Source organism: Pedobacter yonginensis (genome assembly GCF_003173595.1).
GTDB classification, from domain to species: Bacteria; Bacteroidota; Bacteroidia; order Sphingobacteriales; family Sphingobacteriaceae; genus Pedobacter; species Pedobacter yonginense.
The window spans coordinates 397966-416843 of sequence record NZ_QGNZ01000001.1 but is presented as its reverse complement, the minus strand read 5'-3'; the positions used below and the strand labels follow the sequence as shown (position 1 = coordinate 416843).

Here is an 18878-nt window from a genome sequence, read left to right as displayed (position 1 = left end):
TTTTGCTTAAATATTTGTGCTATACTTTGGCTTCTTTTTGTACTACTACCGGTTCATCAGTACCCTCTTGGCCATTCTTAAATTCCTTAATGCCTTTACCAAGTCCTTTCATCAGTTCAGGAATTTTCTTTCCACCAAATAATAAAAGAATCCCTACGCCTATGATAATTAATTCTGGTCCGCCAAGAATGGCTGCTGTTGTATTTAACATGTTTTTTAGTTTAGAAGGTTTTGAAAATTAGGTTTCTATATTGTTTATTAAAGATACGTGGAATAGCGCCCTTCGGTTCTTATTTTTAAAAATAAAGTTTAGGCCTCAGTAAATACACTTGCAAATAACTTATTTGAATGAAGTTTTGCCTCGAAATCAAAAATATGAGAAGTTGCCATAACCTCATCTACCCCATAATACGCAACAAAAGCACTCAATTTTTCTTTCACCGTGCCGCTATCTCCAATAAAAGAATAGGTTAGCATTTGTTCAACTGCTTCTTTCTCGTACACGCTCCAAACCAAATCCATATTTTCTACTGGTGCTTTAAGCAAATTTCTCTTCCCAGTAATCACACCTAGAAACATTTGCTTAACCGAATTGGATAAGCGTTCTGCTTCCGCATCCGTATCTGCCATCACAACATTCACGCATGCAATTACATAGGGTTTTTGTAAATATGCTGAAGGTTTGAAATTGGTTTTATAGATTTGAATGGCCTGTTCGAAATAGGTTGGTGCAAAATGACTGGCAAATGCGTACGGCAATCCCTTTTCCGCGGCTAACCTCGCGCTATCTGTACTGGAACCTAAAATCCAAATTGGAATGTTTAGCCCCTCCCCTGGAATAGCCCTTACGTTACTGCTGTTATTCTCTTTAGAGAACAATCTTTGCAATTGTTCCACATCTCTTGGGAAATTGTGCGCTGCATTAAAATTCTCTCCTCTTATGGCTAATGCGGTTACTTGATCGGTTCCGGGCGCTCTGCCTAAGCCTAAGTCTATTCGATTTGGATAAAGTGATGCTAGCGTACCGAACTGCTCTGCAACAATAAGTGGAGCATGATTTGGCAACATGATCCCACCCGACCCAACTCGAATGGTTTTGGTGCCGTTGGCAATATATCCAATTAAAACTGAGGGTGCAGAACTGGCAACACCTGCCATATTATGATGCTCAGCAAACCAATATCGGGTATAACCTAGTTTTTCAGATTGACGAGCGAGTTCTAAACTCTTTGGAAAGGTGTCGGCCGGGGTTTCTCCATCCAATACTGTGGCAAGATCAAGAATGGAATATGGTATATTTTTTAAAAGATTTTCGTCCATGTTATTATAGGGAATTACAAATAAGAAGTACAAAAATATTGCTTATTCTGTCAATCTATTCATTTCGGGATAGTTATGACCCTAACTAAACATTCGATACGAATTTTGAAAAACAAGGTTATATTTTTGATACAAAATCGAGTTATTTTGACAGAATGCCATTTTATCAAACAATACGACTTGTTCTTTGCTTATATAAAAGATAATCTATCAAGCACTCCAGTTAAAAAACAGCTCAAAATGAAAAATCTTAAATTAATTGTACCCGCCCTACTTTTATTATTTTCGGCATGCAGTCAAGCAACCAGAACCTCAGGCAACGACCTGAGTGAAGGCGTTCAAAAAGACGCTCTAAACGTTGCTGATTCTCTAGAAACCAAAATCTCCGTTAACGGCAAAGTTATCCAGGGAGAACCCTTAGTTATGAGGTTTGTCGTTTACAACAACACAGACTCTACTAAAAGCTTTTGCATTTGGCATACGCCATTTGAACCCCTGATGAGTAAATATTTAGATATTACCAATGAGAAAGGTGAAGAAGTAGCTTACAAAGGTGCCATGGCTAAACGAATGATGCCGCCACCCGCCGACAGCTATACCAACGTTAAACCTGGTGACAGTTTGGTTGCCAATGCAGATTTACTGAAAGGTTATGATTTAAAAACTGGGTCGAGTTATAAACTGACTTACAACGGTAGTAACATGAGTGGATTAGTTTCGAAAGATACGGTCACTTTTGTTTACGAAGACATTCATTAACCTTTACACACCATTTATATCAATATATTTTGATTGGGGAGCTTTGCTGGGTATAGTATTGAATGAACATTTATAATATGTTTTCATTACACCAATTGGAAACCGATTTATCTCCTAACTTGTACTATATCGTGTATGACTTACGTTATATAAATAAGTTTTTCTAGCCAAGCGCAATACGATGTTGAATTAATTCGCTGTGTTTAAAACATTTACGCTATTAATTCGTTTAATAATTATAATCAAATATATTTCATCATGGACGTAACCTATTATAAATCGCAACCAGCGCTCATAAAATTTGGTCAAGATCAAAAAGATTCTGATGAAAATTCCATCACCGTACAAAAATTGGTAGATAACGATAAATACTACGTGGTTTTAGTGAATGGGAGAAGCATATCCATCATCAAGAAATAATACATCAAAAAATAATCCACAGCCATTCATAGCATATATGAATGGCTTTTTTTTATCTAAATTGTAAATTTACACCCTTAAATTGTCGCATATGCCCTTTTCAGCTGGCTAAAGTTGTGTTATTTTTACATTCATAAATTAAATAGTAGAAACATGGAAAACAGCGCATCAATCACAGTTAAAGTCATTGTCAATGCTCCGATAGAAAAAGTCTGGGAATTTTGGACCAATCCAGAACACATTACGCAATGGGCTTTTGCATCGCCAGATTGGCATGCACCAAAGGCTGAAAACGATTTGCGTAGTGGCGGCAAATTTTCAACCACAATGGCTGCAAGAGATGGCAGTATGAGTTTTGATTTTGGCGGGACATATACCAACGTAATAGAAAATAAAGTCATTGAATATACCATAGAAGATGGTAGAAAAGTAAAAATTGTGTTTGAAGGAAATGGAGATCAAACAAATGTTATAGAAACTTTTGATCCTGAACAAATGAATCCTAGGGAGATGCAACAAGACGGGTGGCAAGCTATTTTAGATGATTTCAAGAAATATACGGAAGAAAATTAATCTAAAGTTTTGGTGTGCAGACGGAGGTCTTCAAAAAAAACAATCTGGAATTCAATATATTAAATAAATTAATTTGAATTTGGATAAACAAATATCTTTCAAAAACAAAGACAATGAAATAAGTTCGGTGTGACGATACCTTGAACCCATCCGTCCTGCTGAAAAAACAATCCGTCATGCTGAATTTATTTCAGCATCTTAATGGGTATCAATCGCCTTTGATCTTTCACGCTTATACCTTCAACCGAACTTAGCTTAATTAATTTTTAACCAGCCAGTTATGCTCATTCTGGGAACACTTGTCATTAAAACTTCGTGTTCCAGTTCATCGCTTTTAAAAAATACACCCTTGCGGTTTTCCGGTGAAATATGCTGTTGTGTATTTTCGTGGTGTATGCAGAGTTCTCCCCCATCTGTAGCCATCCAATTTTCGTTTAAATACATAACCATAGAAAATTTCCTGCTCCCGTTGCTTTGAAACTGATCGATGTGCTTTTTGTAGTAGGCACCCTTTTCATAAAGTGTGTAATGAAACTCATAACCTGTGATGCCAGTGTAGCAGGTACTGTTTAAATACACTACGAATCTATCCATCACATCCAAGAATTCATTTTCATATTGATTCTCATGCTTTCTATCCAACCAATAAATCACATCACTTCTAATCTGATTATCTTCATGGCTCGTTTCATTGTTCCCGATTTTTGCAGGAAGAAGTTCTTCCTGCCGAATTAAGTGAACTAGATTTTCTTTTAGGTGGGCCGCCAAAGAGACACTTAGAAAGTGATTGGCGATACCAACCTCATGCTCAACAAAACTGTCGATGAGCACATCAAATATTTTCTCCAAATGAGATGTCGATTACCTTTTTAAAGCAAATGCCGATAACCTTGGTAAGGTAGATTAATTATGTTGTTAATACATTAAACTATCTGTTAAATCGACTGAGGAAAACTTGTTAAAGGGATTGAAATCGTTTGTAAATTTTAGAATACGATTATAAAATATCCCAAAGCATGTTTATATTGGGTAAATAATTCAAAATCAACCCCATGGACCAGAAAATTATTACGCTTTACGATCAATACACGCATAGCCAACTCAATCGCAAAGATTTCATGAAAAAGCTTGCCATACTTGCAGGCAGCACGGCTTTAGCGATGACCATTTTGCCCATGCTCGAAAATAATTATGCCGCAGCAGCAGAATTTAATAGTGATGATATCGACGTTGAAAATATCACCTATGCGGGTGTAGATGGAGAAATTAAAGCCGTACTAGCTAAACCAAAGGGAAAAAAGAATTTGGGTTCGGTAGTGGTTATTCACGAAAACAGAGGTTTGAACCCTCATATCATCGATGTAACTAAAAGAGTAGCTTCAGAAGGCTTTATTGCGCTCGGGATTGATGCTTTATCGCCACTTGGCGGCACACCAACTGACGAGGATAAAGGCAGAGAATTGATTGGCAAGCTGGATCCAAACAAAAACTTACAAAATTATTTGAAGGGACTCGATTATTTACGCAACAGAAAAGATGGAAATGGAAAAGTGGGCTGCATTGGTTTTTGTTGGGGTGGTGGAATGGCAAATAAACTGGCGGTAAACGATCCGAAATTGAATGCAGCAGTTGCCTATTATGGTGCCCAACCTGCTACAGCGGAAGTTGGCAAAATTAAATCAAGCATCATGCTTCACTATGGGGGTTTAGATGAACGTATTAATGCGGGCATTCCTGCCTATGAGCAAGCCTTGAAGGACAATAAAATAGATTATAAACTCTATATCTACGAAGGTGTAAATCATGCTTTTAACAACAACACCTCACCTACCAGATATAATGAAGCCGCAGCGAAATTGGCTTGGCAAAGAACAATGGATCTTTTTAAAAATAAGTTGGCAACCTTATCAAGATAGGCATTGAATTTTCGGTTGACTGAAGAGTTAAAATGGGCAATGCTTGATGCTTCATCAAGATTGCTCTAAAACCCCTTCAGCCTTATCGGCTATTTGGATATCGCTTTTATTTTTTTTGGGATAGTTAAAGAATAGGGAAGTTAATACTGGGATTACAAATATAGCAACTGTAAAGATAGATACAAAGAGATCTGTTTTTTCGCCCTCTATTGCATGAGAGATTGGCGAGCTAGGTTGAAAATGGGTGTATAGCGAGGATGTTAGCTTTATGCCTAAAACACCAATTACAATAAAAGCTACGGTTTCTAGAAACGTAAACTTCTCCATTAACTTCACAAATGCCTGTGCCACGAAGCGCATAGCTAAAATACCGATAAACACCCCGATGTAAATGAGCCAAATGTGATCCGTAAAAGCTACCGCAGCAAAAACATTATCAATGGAGAAAGCCAAATCCATTACTTCTACCAATGCAACGGTAGCCCAAAAAGTTCCAATCAAACCTACTGTAGATTTATAGATCCAGCTTTTACTTTTATCAACTTCTTCATCGGCATCATCATTTTTTGCACTCTTCTTTCTAAAATAATCAAAAGCTAGGTACAGCAAATACAAACCACCCAAAGGTTTTAGCCACCATATTTTAACCAACCAAGCGGCTAAAAATAAACAAATACCTCTAAAAACATAAGCTCCAATTATTCCGTATTTTAGCGCTTTATCTCGTTGATCTTTTGGTAAATCCATTACCATAGTGGCTAAAACTGCTGCATTATCAACTGAAAGCAAACTTTCGATAACAATTAAGTTTAAAACTATCAGTAATCCGGCTTGAATGTCGTCGCCTAAAATCGTGTGTAAGAAATCCATTGATTAAATCGTAAAGTCGTCAAATTAAACTTTGTAAAGCAAAGAAACAAATTATTCCCATTGCTGAAAGTTTTGGTTTTGGTACATTTAACCATTTGCTGGCCAATTCAACAAATCAAAAGCTTGCCATTCAGTTAATTATCCTATATTCGATTATTGTTACGATTTACAATAAACGCCCAATCATTCCACCTACACATGAAATATCTCACCCTTGCCATAATCCTCTTTTTCGTACTCCTTGCATGTAAAATGAAAACCAGAGGAGAAAATGCTGATGATTTTGTTAATTCTACAGTTGTGAGCACTGATTTAAAAAATTCGCCTGCATCTACTTCTCCCTTTAAAAATTACTTGCACGTTAATGCTTTTGAATGGGATGTTACACAACAAGATCGGCCAGATCTAATTGATGAAAAAAAGCTTAATCTATTGAAATCATTTTCTGGTATCAGGCATTATCTCGATTGGATGAGAATTGAACATAAGCAGGGCCAATACACCTTTAATCCCAACAGAAATGGCGGATGGAATTACGATTTAATCTATCAAAAGTTAAAGGAGGCCAATATTGATGTTTTGGTTGATTTAAAAGACTGCCCAGATTGGCTAATGAATACCTATCCTGAAAAGCAGCGAGCGAATGACAATGTCCCGGCGCCTTATGGCTTAGATCGAAATAAACCCGAATCATATGCAATTCAGGCCAAAGCGGGTTTTCAGTTTGCAGCTAGATACGGTTCTAATAAAAACATCGACTCCAGTTTGGTTACCGTCGATCAATCTTTGCGCTGGAATGGCGACAAAGCCAACGTGATCAAAATTGGATTGGGATTTATTAAATACATGGAATGTGATAACGAGCGGGATAAATGGTGGAAAGGTAAACAGGCGCAGCTCAGTCCGGAAGAGTACGCGGCTAACATGTCGGCCTTTTACGATGGGAATAAAGGCAAAATGGGCAAAAATGTAGGCGTTAAAACAGCTGACCCCAATATCGTTGTGGTAATGGGTGGTTTAGCCACGGCTGATCCTGATTTCGTAATCAAAATGATTAACTGGTGTAAGAAAAATAGAGGACTTAAGAAAGATGGCACTGTAGATTTATGCTTCGATGTAATTAACTACCACTTATATGCTAATAATGGCTTTTTAAATAACGGTCGGGCTACTGTGGGCGTTGCGCCGGAATTATCAAATATTGGTGACGTGGCCGATCAATTTATGCAGATGGCCGAGAAAAATACGCCTAATGTGCCTGTTTGGATTACAGAAACAGGATATGATATTGGCGAACACACCCCTCAACGTGCCATTGCCATTGGCAAGAAAACAGCATCCATCACCCAAGCCGATTGGAATTTAAGAACAGCGCTCCTGTATGCAAGAAAGAGTTTGCAAAAGTGCATGTTTTATATGTTGGATGATGTGGATTCAACAAGCCACATTCAATATTCTTCTTCAGGATTTGTAAATGGAAACCTAAGCAGAAGACCATCAGCAGATTATATGCTTCAGACCAAAAACCTGTTAGGCAATTACTTCTATCAAGCTACTTTGAGTGCCGATCCGATTGTGGATTTGTACAAACTTAAACAGCACGAAATCTATGTGTTGACCATTCCAGATCAAAAAGGTAGGACTGCAACGTATAATCTCGATCTAGGCTCTTCTAAGCAGGCAATCATTCATACCCTGCAGCCTGGTAAAGATGTAATGATGAGTAGAACAGTAAACACCATTAAAGGCAAATTAAAAGTGCAAGTTTCTGAAACCCCTATTTTTGTTGAGAAGCGCTAACAAAACTTCATCGCTTGCCTTTTATCCGTGCTTTTACACGAATATTTAACTTTTCAATTCTGCTAAAGGAGCCTGCAACATGGCCGTTGAATTCGGGATTTTACTAATTAGTAAATATTTGTTTTTACGGTTATGCTTATTTTATTTTCAGCTGATAAATAGCGCCCTTCTCTCCTGCAAGAATAACCAAATTACCTTTTGATGCCTTTTGCACGGCGTTGAAACTTTGGTCAGATATGTGCTTCCAAGTGTTCCCTCCATCTGTAGAAACATCCGTTCCAGAAGTGCCTGTTGCAATTAATGTTTTACTATTGATGTAAGTTACCCCAGACCGATAGCCATACACAGGGCTTTGCGGTTTGCGCCAGGTTTTACCGCCATCATTGGTGAGTAGTATGTTATTACTATTCTCTTTGTCTTTTACATAATTTCCGCCCACTACAACACCAATTTTATCCGTATAAAAATCCATTGAAAATGGCCCTGTACTGTTCTCGCCTTGTAAAATCGGACATTTGAATGCCTGCCAACTTTCACCATAATCAGCTGAATAATAGATATTTGATACCATACCGCCAGTAGCAATCCAAACCTTACCCCCTGCTGAGGTTTTAATTGTTGTTCCACTGGCCGCAAAGCCAGCCTCCCCATTTGCGAGTGAGATTTTTAATTTACTTGAAATATCTGTCCAGGTTTTCCCGGCATCTGTGGTTTTTAAAAGCTGCATTTTGTTCTGAATCGGATCGCCAAAAATGATTCCTTTATTCTTATCCCAGAAACTCATTCCATCTAAAAAAATAGCGGAATCTAAATTTTTATAACTTTCTGTCCATGTTTCACCACCATCTACCGTTTTAAGGATATATGCCGGAGAGCCTGCGTTTACAATTATAGCTTGCTGATTGTCAAAAGCTTGTATATCTCTAAAATCCAATTTTTCGTAGCCTTTGGGTTTTATCCACTGCCAGTTTAAACCTCCATCGGTAGTTTTACCAACCGAGCCGTTGCTGCCACTCACCCAAACCACTTCGTTTGACACCACATTTAGCCCACGCAAACTGGTTTTGGTATTTTGGTTGAGCGGTTTTAAAGAATAGTTCTGCGCAGCGCAAAAAAAAGGTGCTATTAAAAAGCACCAGATTATTTTTTTTATCATTTGTATGTTTATTTGACTCTTTTGAAGGTTTCCGATCGCCCTAGAAGCGATATGCCAACATACCCACGCACATTTAGAAGATCGTTACCTTTTAAAGTCATGTTACAACTGTAGGTTTTTCCGCTTTTTGGATCATAAATTGTTCCGTCAGTCCATTTTCCGTCTTCAAAAACAAAATCTTTCAATATTTCTAAATTAAGCAATGGTCTTTTTTGAAGATTTTCAGCCGGGTTTTTAGCGTCCATTTTTGGTTTACCGTTTAGATTCGGTTCTTTCATCCAAGCCAATTTGCCAAAGTATTTATCCCCTTTTTTATAAATTTCGATTTGCCCTTCTCCCGAAGGATTTAACCATCTGCCTACAATGGCGTCTTTACTTTGGGCAATTGCGTTGTAAGATATCGCAACAAATAGCAGCATTAAAAAAGGAAGCTTTCTCATAATTAATTTTTAGTTAGTGTTTTTAAAGATAGTAATTTGACCTTTATAACAATAAAAAACCTTAAAAATTATGAGAAAGCAAAAAAATTTCCAAATTACTTTGCCGCAAGTAGAGCCGTGTAATTTTTACGATAAGCATAAGCCAAAAATAAATTGGCAATTAAAATAACGATGGCCATTGGTAATTCTGCCGGACCTAAATAGACGTGATAAAGTAAAATGTTCAAACTCACTGGAAAAATAACCACCACTGCCAGCGGAACGAAACGACCAATGAGCAGTGCTAAACCACAGATTAATTCGGTAATTTTTATCAATGGGAATAAATAGACTGATGCCATAGCACCCGCCATAAAGGTTTTCTGATCGGCAGATAATTCGGGTTGTTTCATTGGAAGGTGGAAAAAGAAAGCAACGGCTCCGAACACGAAGAGCGCGCCCAAAAGTACTCTCACAATAATAACTGCAATTTTCATAAAATTTAGTTTTGGTTAAATATTTGTTTTGGTTGAATTAAATTTACAAAAAATGAAGTGAAAATAGATCTCGTTTTAAATTAGATTGTTTTATAATCATAATAACCATCCTTTGGATTCCGATTAATTAATTGGCATTTCTGCTGCCTTCTTCTTTGTTTTTTTGTTCAAAAAGCAATTACTTTTTTATTTAATCTATTGTTTTCATCCACTCTTGTACGAAAGCCGTAAGTTGCATGGTTTTATTTTGAATATCCTCTAAACTGTAAAATCTAGCCTCCCGCCTATCCCTCCAATTGCCTAGCAACAGTCCTTCACTCTCGATCATGTTTCCATCATAGAAAACAAAAATGATTTGCACATAGCCTTTTGCCCGTAGATTGAATGCCCCTAAATCTTTATTAAAATAGAAACTAGGCGCATTCCACTTTATTCTTTGCTTTAGTCTATCATCGGCACTCAATATTATCGATCGCAATAACTCCACCTCAGCCTTAAATGGATGCTGTAAATTAGAAAGGTACAGGTTTACTTCTTCCTGACCTGAAAGGGTGGTTCTGTTCGATTTCATCAATTTATGATTACATGTAATTCATACCTGCATAACCCAATAATCTGCGCCATAGGGCAATTTGACCAATGCAGTTTGCTTCACGATAGGTGCTAAAAGAAATCATATCGAATAGGGTAATGTCCATTCCGGGCATCTCAAAAGCTTCGTCTAATTTTTCGTCAGTAGCTTGTATTAGAGCCTCTTTGAGAAGTGGAGTAATTTTCTGCCAATCTTCCTTAAGTTGGCTTAAACTTGGATAACGAGCATCATCAACAATTCCTTTGTTATTTGAGAAAAGTTGATCGGTAACAGAACTCAGCGCTATTCCAAATGATTGCGCCAAAAAATATCGTCCTTGCACCACACTTCCAGTAATCCAAGCGATGTGATTGGCTTTGGTATCTAATCTTTTTTGTGCATCTTCTTCTTGTATTCCATCTAATGCTCGTATTAAAAAATCTGAGTGCATGTCGAATAAAACTAATATACCGTACAGGCGACTACTTTTTGGTTTGGTTTCCATACTCGTGTTTCGTTGGGTTTAGTAAAATTAGCAGATAAATATGGTACATGCCCTTGCCGTAAAAGTCAATATTAGGGGGTATTTAAGACAAATTTTTATATATTTAACACCATCTAATTACTAGCCAGATGATTAAAGTAGGTGTTTTACTCACTCAGCATTATAAGTTGTTAAGCGTTGCAGCCATTTTAGATGTTTTTGAAACGGCAAATAAACTGCACCAAGAAAAGGGCTTGGAACTCCCCTATGAAATTTTTCTTTTAAACGGGGACGTACAACCCGAAATGTTTTTAAATACCTACAAATCAAAGTGGATTGGCCAAAACGAGGTATACAACTTAATCGTTATTCCTGCTTTTACAACTGAAAACATGCAGGCATCTATTGCATTAAACAGCTCATTTATCCCTTGGTTAATTCAACAATATCATAAAGAAGCAGAAATAGCTACGGTTTGTACGGGTGTGTTTTTATTAGGCGCTACGGGTTTGTTGGATGGTAAAGTAGCTACAACGCATGTTGATGCATGCGCTGCTTTTGCTAAAGCTTTTCCGGCAGTAAAATTAAAACCTGATAAAACGGTAACACAAGATGGGCGGCTTTTTACCAGCGGTGGTGCAACATCATCATTCCACTTGCTTTTGCACATACTCCAAAATCAATGCGGAAAAGAAATTGCCATAAAGGCGGCTAAAATTTTTGCCATCGATATGGACAGGCAAAACCAATCGTATTTTAGCTCTTTTCAACCTTTCAGGCACCATAATGATGAAATCGTGGCGTCTGCACAAGAACAAATCGAGCTTAATTATCAGGATGTTTCCACAATTGAAGAAATGATTAAAGACATTCCATCCAGCAGGAGAAATATTGTGAGGCGATTTAAGCAAGTAATTGGCATTACACCTATTGAATATTTACAGCAAACCAGAATTGAGGCCGCTAAAAAACTTTTAGAACAAACGGCGCAGCAAATGACGGAAGTAATCTATAACTCTGGATATAATGACCCAAAGGCATTTAGGAAGGTTTTTCGCAAAGCTGTTGGCATGACACCATCTGAATATCGGGATAAGTTTCAGGCAAAATAGCGCCATTGTAATCAAAGCACTTTTATCAAGGTAAACGTTTTACTAATATTAGGGATATAAATGAACTTCGGCCTTGTATGCATAGCCTTACATCTATTTTCAACATGTGCAGTCTTACTTAAACGCGGATGCATATCCTTGAAAAAGTTTTAAAATAATGTTAGTAACATTTTGAAAATAAATGCGTTATTGGTTAAAATTTATAATAACTTAACATTTAAATAATCCCTAACCAAATTATATTTCTTATGAGCACATTACTATTAGCCGTTCTAGTATTTTACGCATTCTCATTTTTTTTAATTTCGTATTGCTATTACACTGCTGAACAAATTCCAAGATATTACGATGAATTTTAAATGATGGCGCTCTCTTTAAAACCATCATTCTCCTAAATAATACGTTTAACTGAGGTTTTAAACACAGTTGAAATTTATTCTTTCCAATTCGGGTATTTTCGTAAATCTGAATGTAGTGTACATGTGCTACTTGTATTAAAAGGCCTAAAATAGGTCCTCGCCTAAATATGGCATTTTTGTCCCCATTTTTGTTTCTTTGTTCCATGGCTACTTGCAAAATCATTTTAATAATGATGGCATTAGAATTTGAATAAAATTTAGAACTTAGCCTTTATTCACCAAACAATCTATCAACAAATTTTAACTATGGCTTATTGCGAGTATATCGAAACCATGCAACCTGAGGAGCGGAAGGCATTACATAAAAATTACCACGATCATCATTATGGTTTTCCGATACATGATGATAATGAGTTGTTTGGGCGCTTGATTCTCGAAATTAATCAGGCCGGATTAAGTTGGGAAACGATTTTGAAAAAGGAAGCAGCATTCAGACAGGCCTATGATCACTTTGATATCCAAAAAGTTGCCCATTATACTGAAGAAGATCGAGTTAGATTGCTAAATGATGCTGGAATTATCCGCAATCGTTTAAAAGTAAATGCTGCGATTGAGAATGCAAAATCTATTATTACGTTGCAGAAAGAATTTGGATCGTTTGAGAAGTGGCTCGAACATCATCATCCTAAAACCAAGGAAGAATGGGTTAAGCTGTTCAAAAAAACCTTCAAATTTACTGGTGGAGAGATTGTTAATGAATTTTTGATGAGTATTGGTTACTTAGGCGGGGCACATTCGCCAACCTGCTTAATCAATAAAAAAATTGAAAAACTGAAACCAATGTGGCTAAAGAAATAATGCCTTGATTTATGTATTGGCATTTGTGTATTTAACTTTAGTGAGATGAACACCAATGCATCAAGTAGATTGGGTTAATTCATCTATAAGGCCAATAATTTCTGCTATTTCGAAAGGTTTTTGAATAATGGCTTCTGGCCTGCAGTTAACGTCATCAATATCTATGAGCACACCAGATATGAGAATAATTGGAATGTGAGCGGTGGACTGATGACTTTTCAAATAATTGCAAACAACACGCCCATCCACCCTATCAATCCAAATATCCAAAAGAATGATGTCGGGTTTAAAATCAGCGATGATTTCTTCAATGTTTTCGATATGGAGTGCCGCCTTTATTTGATAATTCTGTCCTTCAAACATCAACGGAAAAACTTCCTGAAGATCCGAGTCATCATCAATAATGAGAATTTTTTTTATCATCATTTAGCATAACACATAAATTTTAAAAATGTTTAAAGACGATTTAAAATGACGGTTTTTTCTGCTAATCATCTTAATATTTCTTCAGCTATACTTCACATTCTCCTGCTTCGGCAACTATAAAAACGGCGCCCGAGAATTTAATTTCGATTTTATGCAACTTTTTGGGGTTTCTACAGTCTTATATAAAGTTTAGTTTAGTTAATAATATAACTATAAGGAGCCTCAATGGATGTTGTGGCTCCTTTAAATTTTTACACTTTTCGCATCCGTTTCAAATACATCTGATTAGTGAGAAATTCCTTCCTGCACTTGGTTATTTAACAAGTAGTAATTTTTAGTAATTATCAAACAATTTTAACCCTTGAATCTAAAATAATCAGAGGTTTTTGATTTACAGTATGGAGCGTTAGAACGATTGTGGTTTTTGCTATTTTTTGTCGGTTAGTAAAATTTGGTAACTGAACGTGGTGGGTTTTGCGTAAACCATGTAAGGTTCAAGTGGTTTCGGACCGCAGCCCCAAGACCCCACCCCTAGTGTTTTATGGCTGATGGATAAAACCGTTCCTTTGCTTTTAGGCAAATCGATTTTGTATTCTATATTTTCCATTTCTTCATCGCTATAAGGCAATGCGGCAACCTGAAACAAGTCTTCTCCCTGCTTTATGCTAAGGCCTAATCCACTCGTTGTTTTAATATTTGCCCAACGTACATCTTCATGGTTTCCGCTTTCCATTGGCTTTTCGTAAGGTGTCATTTGTTCGTTTACCGAGCTGAAAAAGTGGCCGATATCAAATCCACTTTTTCGATCTGCGTAATTTTCCATCGGCCCACGACCTAGGTAATCAAAATGATCCAAGTCTTGCTTTAGAAACAAGCGCACACCAATTTTCGCTAAAATGAGCTTTGGATCACTAAAATCAACATCGTTTACAGCATTAATTAGCCCCATACTGTTCACTGTATAAACAATATTGTGGTGGACGGTAAATTTGTCCTTACCCGTTCCAGTTAAGTTCACCTTAATTTCTACCAGTTGATTACTGAGTTGAGTGGCCTTAACACTATTTGTGACCCAACTAATTGATTTTAAACCCTTTTTCATCCAATCATCGTAGGCCCACATATCATCTTTGCGGTGTGGAGCACGCCATAGGTGAAGCATTGGGCCACCATTATTTTGAAGCAGATTCTTTCCATTCTTTTCCATTTTAGAAAAAGTACCTTTACTCTTATCAAATTCAAGCTGGAAATTACTCCCCTCCACAACAATTAAATCTTTTGAATCAGTCATGGATAAGATTCCCGAAAGAGCAGCTGTCTGTTGCGGAACCGAAATTGGGAGCTCAAATTGTTGTGATGCAACTTCAAAACCTTTTTTTGCCCAGTTTTGATCCGTTGATAAGTGAAAAGATATTCTCAAGAAATATTCAGCACCCGCTTTAGGTGTACATTGGTATGGAATTTTTATATCTTTTTCTTTTCCTGGAAGAATTGATCCAGAATTAAACAGGCCTGAAGATAGCGTTTCTCCATTTTCAGTAAGTTCCCATTTACCTGCCAGTTCGGCTGTATTGGTGAATTGATAACGGTTTTTAATGGTTACTATTCCGCTTTTTAGATCCTTTGCCTTGATGCTAATCCATTGATAGGCATGTTTCAACTCAGGATAATGCGGCTTTAAAGATCGGTCGGAAAATACAACACCCTTATGAATAAAGTATTGGTCGTTTGGATATTCGCCAAAGCCTCCCCCAAATGCGGTAATTGGATGTTTTGGATCTCTGTTGTTGTAAATCCCTTGATCTTGCCATTCCCAAATTGCACCGCCCAATAAGGAAGGATATTGATCGAAAAGATCGTTGTAAATATCAACAGAGCCCATAGAATTGAACATGGCATGCGCATATTCGCACAGATAAAAAGGTTTACTTAATTTTTCATCCTTGGCATGTCTTTCTAAGCTTGCAACGTCAGTGTACATCTGACTATCTATGTCGGCGGGGTTATTTTTTCCAATTCCGAATCCTTCGTAATGCGTTGGTCTTGTTGGGTCAATTTCTTTGATCGCCTTCAAAGCTGCTCTAAAATTTACGCCTCCACTGCCATTTTCATTTCCTAAAGACCAAATCACCACAGATGCGTGATTTTTGAAATTTTCAGTATTGGCAACATTTCGGTCGATGATGGCCGCTTTAATTCTTGGGTCGTCATTAAATTCGTTCATTGCACCATGACATTCAACGTTTGCTTCGGCAACAAGATAAAGCCCGTACTCATCACACAGCTCATACCAACGGGGGTCATCTGAATAATGGCAGGTACGAACATGGTTACAGTTGGCTTGCTTAATTAATAGAATATCTTGAATCATCTGTGCTTCTGTTACCGCATGGCCAACATCTGGCCAATTTTCGTGGCGGTTTACCCCTTTTAGCTTAATTGGAACTCCATTAACCAAGAAAAGCCTTCCTTTAATTTCAATTTGGCGGAATCCTGTTTTGGCCGAAAGAATTTCAACATCTTTGCTTCCTTCTTTAAGTTTAACAACTGTGGTATAAAGTTTTGGTGTTTCTGCCGTCCATTTTTCAGGTTTGGCAACTTTAAACTTAAGATCTACAGACACTTCTTCCCCTGGTTTTAAAGCGGGTATTGTTTTCTTATTTGATGATCCTGAAACGATTACTGTTCCATTGTATAGAAGTGCTTCTACGGTTTTTGGTTTCGTATTGGTGTTTCCATAATTTTTTATTTTAGTGGTAACGGTTACTTCTGCATTCGTAAATTGTGAATCGAAATTGGTTTTTACAAAGAAATCTCGAATGTGTTCTTGCGGTGTACTCCATAAGGTAACATTTCTAAAAATCCCGCTTAAACGCCACATATCCTGATCTTCCAGATAACTGCCAGAAGTGAAGCGGTAAACCTCAACGGCCAAAGTATTTTTACCGGATTGCAAATATTTTGTGAGCTCGAACTCTGCAACGTTCCTGCTGTTCACGCTATAGCCAACTTTGCGTCCATTCACCCAGATAAAAAAGCCGGCATCCACACCATCGAAACTGATAAATACTTTGCGCCCTTTCCATGCTACAGGTACGGTAAAATCTCGGCGGTAACTACCCACTGGATTCCTTTCTTTATAAGCTGTGAATCTTTCGGGAGGGGTACTCATTACTTTTGGAAAATCTTTCTGAAAGATGTAATTGTAATTGCTGTAATAAGGTGTGCCATAGCCTTCTACCTGAAAATTGGAAGGCACCTTTATCTCTTTCCAACCTGAAACATTGTAGGCTGGTTTATAAAAATCGACTGGGCGCTTTTGTGGCCAATCTACCCAATTAAATTTCCACATGCCGTTTAAGCTTTTACTGTAAGTAGATGCTTGTCTATTAGCTGCCAGTGCTTGTTTTAGGTTAGCATAAGGCATGAGGGTTGCATGCGCTGGCTCTTTATTAATCCCAATATTTTCTGGATCCTCTATTTCGGTAGGTACGAAAGCGGTGTCTTGTTTTGACAAGAAATTACTCTCCTTACTTTGTGCGTTAGCTTGGCCAGCGCAGTAAGTAGATAATACGATAAATGCATGTACGAAAATGTGCCTGAAATTGACTTTGCTCATCATGTGTGTTTACGTTTGGTTTAGATTTTATTGTTTTTACTGGTTACTAGTGAGCATTCTAGGAGACTTCAATTTTCGGAATTGCGAATGTAATAAACTGCTCAAACTAAACTAGTAAATCGTTTTAATAGATGGACCAAAAATACATTTTTTCCTCATAAATTGTACATACTCATCTTATCACACTAAAAAATTTACATAGCGTGTTTAGTCTTGTTTTTAGGACTATAATAGCAATAAAAAATGAGTGCCAATTTTAATATCTTAATCTAATACTCTTTAAAGGGGTATGATGAGGATTGGCTTGACGTTTGCAATACACTGAAAGTTAATCGCTTACATGGCTATTAATTAAACAATAGGGAGGAAAAGATATGAATGAGGAAAAACGAATTTGGGCAAATTTGAAAACGGAAATTCAAAAGTATAAAACACAAACAAGCCTAGCGATGGATAAGAAAAAGTTGTTTTCCAATTTGATCAACTCCTTCATTAGCGGCTATAAACTTAAATCAAGAAGTTCAGAACAATCGGAAAATAGAAATTTGCGAATGGTCAATACTGATGATTGAGCATTCGCAAATGGTATTGTTATTTGATGTAGGAAGCAATTAGTTTATTAACATTTTCTCCCCTCAAATCTTTGGCAATTACCTTACCTTGAGGATCTAAAAGCACATTTTGCGGAATTGCAGTAATGCCAAAACGGACAGCAACTTCAGTTTGGAAGCCTTTTACATCACTAACTTGTGTCCACGGTAATTTATCTGTTTCTACGGCTTTCATCCAATTGGCTCGCTTATCATCTAAGGAAACGCCTACTATTTCAAAGTTCTTATCTTTAAGCTCAGCGTAAGCTTTAAGTAAAAAAGGATTTTCTGCGCGACAAGGCACACACCAGCTGGCCCAAAAATCTACCAACACATATTTTCCTTTTAGCGACGAGAGTCGAAATTCATTCCCTTTTGCATCAGGAAGCGTAAAATCAATTACTTTACCTACGGCAAATTGCCTTGCCTTATTGTATTTATCTGTAATCTTTCTACCACTGAAGCCTGAGAGCACTCTTTTGCTCATGGCTTTGTAGTAAGGTTCAAATTTTACGACGTCAATCACCATCATTTTGTTAGCTAAAATTAAATCGGCAGTAACGTATGAATCGGGATGACTGAAAATAAAAGCATCTAAAGCCGCCTCTATTTTGGCATGTACTGGTCTGGCTTCTGCCTGAATGGTCTTGATGGCTATTGTATCTTTAACTTTTGCGTAATATACTTTTGCAAATCGTGCGCTGATCTCTTTAAACTGATTTAAAAGATCGGCCGTTTGGGCATTGTAGTCCATGTAATCTTGTTGCACCTTTGTGCCTACAATTTTTGCTCGCACAAGGCTATCATTAGTGGTTATATTGTAGGTACCCTTTTCTAAATAGAAATCTATGTAATCAAAACTTCTGCTTTTAGGTTCTCTTTTTACTGGAAACAAGGTTAAATAAGCTTTATTACCATAGGCGGTAGTTCCACTTATGGTAAACTCACCATTTTTAACAATTACACTGTCTTTGGCATTTTTTCCTTCGCTGTTGATGTAGTTTAGTAAAATCATCTTCTCGTTTCCGACTTGAGGTATTTTGCCAATAATTTTAAATTGATCTTGAGCGCTAACCGCGGTAGTGGTTAATGCCAATATTGAATAGAGAATGATTTTGTTTTTCATCGT

Annotated in this window: 19 protein-coding genes; 7 read left to right on the top strand and 12 right to left on the bottom strand. The window is 37.1% G+C overall.

Features of this window, described 5'->3' with window-relative positions; translation table 11 throughout:
* Positions 1 to 19: 19 nt before the first annotated feature.
* The gene (locus tag DHW03_RS01960; RefSeq protein WP_109924069.1) at positions 20 to 211 is read right to left on the bottom strand and encodes a Sec-independent protein translocase subunit TatA/TatB; all 192 of its coding nucleotides are present in this window, start codon (positions 209 to 211) and stop codon (positions 20 to 22) included.
* Between the two features lie 98 nt (positions 212 to 309).
* The gene (locus DHW03_RS01955; RefSeq protein WP_109924068.1) at positions 310 to 1320 is read right to left on the bottom strand and encodes an LLM class flavin-dependent oxidoreductase; all 1011 of its coding nucleotides are present in this window, start codon (positions 1318 to 1320) and stop codon (positions 310 to 312) included.
* Positions 1321 to 1560: 240 nt separating this feature from the next.
* Here DHW03_RS01955 and DHW03_RS01950 point away from each other — a divergent pair, with 240 nt between their 5' ends.
* From DHW03_RS01950 to DHW03_RS01945, 3 genes are all read left to right on the top strand, one after another.
* A complete protein-coding gene (locus DHW03_RS01950) occupies positions 1561 to 2079 on the top strand; it encodes a protease (protein ID WP_109924970.1) in 519 nt (172 codons plus the stop codon).
* A 258-nt stretch (positions 2080 to 2337) separates the two neighbouring features.
* A complete protein-coding gene (locus DHW03_RS19225) occupies positions 2338 to 2499 on the top strand; it encodes a hypothetical protein (protein WP_165825344.1) in 162 nt (53 codons plus the stop codon).
* Between the two features lie 153 nt (positions 2500 to 2652).
* Positions 2653 to 3072 carry an SRPBCC family protein gene (locus tag DHW03_RS01945; RefSeq protein ID WP_109924067.1) on the top strand — a complete coding sequence of 140 codons (420 nt, stop codon included), beginning with the start codon at positions 2653 to 2655 and terminating at the stop codon, positions 3070 to 3072.
* A gap of 255 nt (positions 3073 to 3327) precedes the next feature.
* On the opposite strand, the gene DHW03_RS01940 is transcribed toward DHW03_RS01945, so the two are convergent.
* Positions 3328 to 3921, bottom strand: a complete 594-nt coding sequence (locus tag DHW03_RS01940) for a 2OG-Fe(II) oxygenase (RefSeq protein ID WP_109924066.1) — start codon at positions 3919 to 3921, stop codon at positions 3328 to 3330.
* A 203-nt stretch (positions 3922 to 4124) separates the two neighbouring features.
* On the opposite strand from DHW03_RS01940, the gene DHW03_RS01935 reads away from it, so the two are divergent.
* Positions 4125 to 4988, top strand: coding sequence for a dienelactone hydrolase family protein (locus DHW03_RS01935; RefSeq protein WP_109924065.1), 864 nt, complete (start codon positions 4125 to 4127; stop codon positions 4986 to 4988).
* A 54-nt stretch (positions 4989 to 5042) separates the two neighbouring features.
* Here the strand turns inward: DHW03_RS01935 and DHW03_RS01930 are convergent, their stop codons facing one another.
* The gene (locus DHW03_RS01930) at positions 5043 to 5858 is read right to left on the bottom strand and encodes a TerC family protein (protein WP_109924064.1); all 816 of its coding nucleotides are present in this window, start codon (positions 5856 to 5858) and stop codon (positions 5043 to 5045) included.
* Between the two features lie 252 nt (positions 5859 to 6110).
* Here DHW03_RS01930 and DHW03_RS01925 point away from each other — a divergent pair, with 252 nt between their 5' ends.
* On the top strand, positions 6111 to 7658 hold the full coding sequence (locus DHW03_RS01925) for a hypothetical protein (protein WP_240618440.1): 1548 nt from the start codon (positions 6111 to 6113) through the stop codon (positions 7656 to 7658).
* Between the two features lie 136 nt (positions 7659 to 7794).
* Here DHW03_RS01925 and DHW03_RS01920 read toward each other — a convergent pair whose 3' ends face one another.
* From DHW03_RS01920 to DHW03_RS01900, 5 genes are all read right to left on the bottom strand, one after another.
* Positions 7795 to 8814 (bottom strand): WD40/YVTN/BNR-like repeat-containing protein, encoded by a 1020-nt coding sequence (locus DHW03_RS01920; RefSeq protein ID WP_165825343.1) that lies wholly within the window; start codon positions 8812 to 8814, stop codon positions 7795 to 7797.
* 8 nt (positions 8815 to 8822) lie between these two features.
* Positions 8823 to 9254, bottom strand: coding sequence for a DUF2147 domain-containing protein (locus DHW03_RS01915; protein ID WP_109924062.1), 432 nt, complete (start codon positions 9252 to 9254; stop codon positions 8823 to 8825).
* Between the two features lie 95 nt (positions 9255 to 9349).
* Positions 9350 to 9730: a DoxX family membrane protein gene (locus DHW03_RS01910; protein WP_109924061.1), complete on the bottom strand. Its 381-nt coding sequence runs from the start codon at positions 9728 to 9730 to the stop codon at positions 9350 to 9352.
* A 190-nt stretch (positions 9731 to 9920) separates the two neighbouring features.
* On the bottom strand, positions 9921 to 10301 hold the full coding sequence (locus DHW03_RS01905; protein ID WP_109924060.1) for a DUF1801 domain-containing protein: 381 nt from the start codon (positions 10299 to 10301) through the stop codon (positions 9921 to 9923).
* 10 nt (positions 10302 to 10311) lie between these two features.
* Positions 10312 to 10806 (bottom strand): DinB family protein, encoded by a 495-nt coding sequence (locus DHW03_RS01900; protein WP_109924059.1) that lies wholly within the window; start codon positions 10804 to 10806, stop codon positions 10312 to 10314.
* Positions 10807 to 10934: 128 nt separating this feature from the next.
* Here DHW03_RS01900 and DHW03_RS01895 point away from each other — a divergent pair, with 128 nt between their 5' ends.
* Positions 10935 to 11897 (top strand): GlxA family transcriptional regulator, encoded by a 963-nt coding sequence (locus DHW03_RS01895; RefSeq protein ID WP_109924058.1) that lies wholly within the window; start codon positions 10935 to 10937, stop codon positions 11895 to 11897.
* 665 nt (positions 11898 to 12562) lie between these two features.
* Positions 12563 to 13114, top strand: a complete 552-nt coding sequence (locus tag DHW03_RS01885) for a DNA-3-methyladenine glycosylase I (RefSeq protein WP_109924056.1) — start codon at positions 12563 to 12565, stop codon at positions 13112 to 13114.
* A gap of 60 nt (positions 13115 to 13174) precedes the next feature.
* Here DHW03_RS01885 and DHW03_RS01880 read toward each other — a convergent pair whose 3' ends face one another.
* The 3 genes from DHW03_RS01880 to DHW03_RS01865 all read right to left on the bottom strand — a co-directional run bounded on the left by DHW03_RS01880 (position 13175) and on the right by DHW03_RS01865 (position 18875).
* Entirely contained in the window at positions 13175 to 13537 is a 363-nt protein-coding gene (locus DHW03_RS01880; RefSeq protein WP_165825342.1) for a response regulator, read from the bottom strand.
* 430 nt (positions 13538 to 13967) lie between these two features.
* Positions 13968 to 17162, bottom strand: coding sequence for a glycoside hydrolase family 2 TIM barrel-domain containing protein (locus DHW03_RS01875; RefSeq protein WP_205940954.1), 3195 nt, complete (start codon positions 17160 to 17162; stop codon positions 13968 to 13970).
* 588 nt (positions 17163 to 17750) lie between these two features.
* The gene (locus DHW03_RS01865; protein WP_109924052.1) at positions 17751 to 18875 is read right to left on the bottom strand and encodes a TlpA disulfide reductase family protein; all 1125 of its coding nucleotides are present in this window, start codon (positions 18873 to 18875) and stop codon (positions 17751 to 17753) included.
* Between the last annotated feature and the right edge of the window lie 3 nt (positions 18876 to 18878).

Coding starts and splice junctions, on each gene's coding strand:
- DHW03_RS01950 (WP_109924970.1), top strand. CDS start 1,561: ATGAAAAATCTTAAATTAATTGTACCCGCCCTACTTTTATTATTTTCG.
- DHW03_RS01865 (WP_109924052.1), bottom strand. CDS start 18,875: ATGAAAAACAAAATCATTCTCTATTCAATATTGGCATTAACCACTACC.
- DHW03_RS01885 (WP_109924056.1), top strand. CDS start 12,563: ATGGCTTATTGCGAGTATATCGAAACCATGCAACCTGAGGAGCGGAAG.
- DHW03_RS01875 (WP_205940954.1), bottom strand. CDS start 17,162: ATGATGAGCAAAGTCAATTTCAGGCACATTTTCGTACATGCATTTATC.
- DHW03_RS01910 (WP_109924061.1), bottom strand. CDS start 9,730: ATGAAAATTGCAGTTATTATTGTGAGAGTACTTTTGGGCGCGCTCTTC.
- DHW03_RS01935 (WP_109924065.1), top strand. CDS start 4,125: ATGGACCAGAAAATTATTACGCTTTACGATCAATACACGCATAGCCAA.
- DHW03_RS01945 (WP_109924067.1), top strand. CDS start 2,653: ATGGAAAACAGCGCATCAATCACAGTTAAAGTCATTGTCAATGCTCCG.
- DHW03_RS01880 (WP_165825342.1), bottom strand. CDS start 13,537: ATGATAAAAAAAATTCTCATTATTGATGATGACTCGGATCTTCAGGAA.
- DHW03_RS01925 (WP_240618440.1), top strand. CDS start 6,111: ATGAAAACCAGAGGAGAAAATGCTGATGATTTTGTTAATTCTACAGTT.
- DHW03_RS01915 (WP_109924062.1), bottom strand. CDS start 9,254: ATGAGAAAGCTTCCTTTTTTAATGCTGCTATTTGTTGCGATATCTTAC.
- DHW03_RS19225 (WP_165825344.1), top strand. CDS start 2,338: ATGGACGTAACCTATTATAAATCGCAACCAGCGCTCATAAAATTTGGT.
- DHW03_RS01905 (WP_109924060.1), bottom strand. CDS start 10,301: ATGAAATCGAACAGAACCACCCTTTCAGGTCAGGAAGAAGTAAACCTG.
- DHW03_RS01920 (WP_165825343.1), bottom strand. CDS start 8,814: ATGATAAAAAAAATAATCTGGTGCTTTTTAATAGCACCTTTTTTTTGC.
- DHW03_RS01960 (WP_109924069.1), bottom strand. CDS start 211: ATGTTAAATACAACAGCAGCCATTCTTGGCGGACCAGAATTAATTATC.
- DHW03_RS01955 (WP_109924068.1), bottom strand. CDS start 1,320: ATGGACGAAAATCTTTTAAAAAATATACCATATTCCATTCTTGATCTT.
- DHW03_RS01900 (WP_109924059.1), bottom strand. CDS start 10,806: ATGGAAACCAAACCAAAAAGTAGTCGCCTGTACGGTATATTAGTTTTA.
- DHW03_RS01895 (WP_109924058.1), top strand. CDS start 10,935: ATGATTAAAGTAGGTGTTTTACTCACTCAGCATTATAAGTTGTTAAGC.
- DHW03_RS01930 (WP_109924064.1), bottom strand. CDS start 5,858: ATGGATTTCTTACACACGATTTTAGGCGACGACATTCAAGCCGGATTA.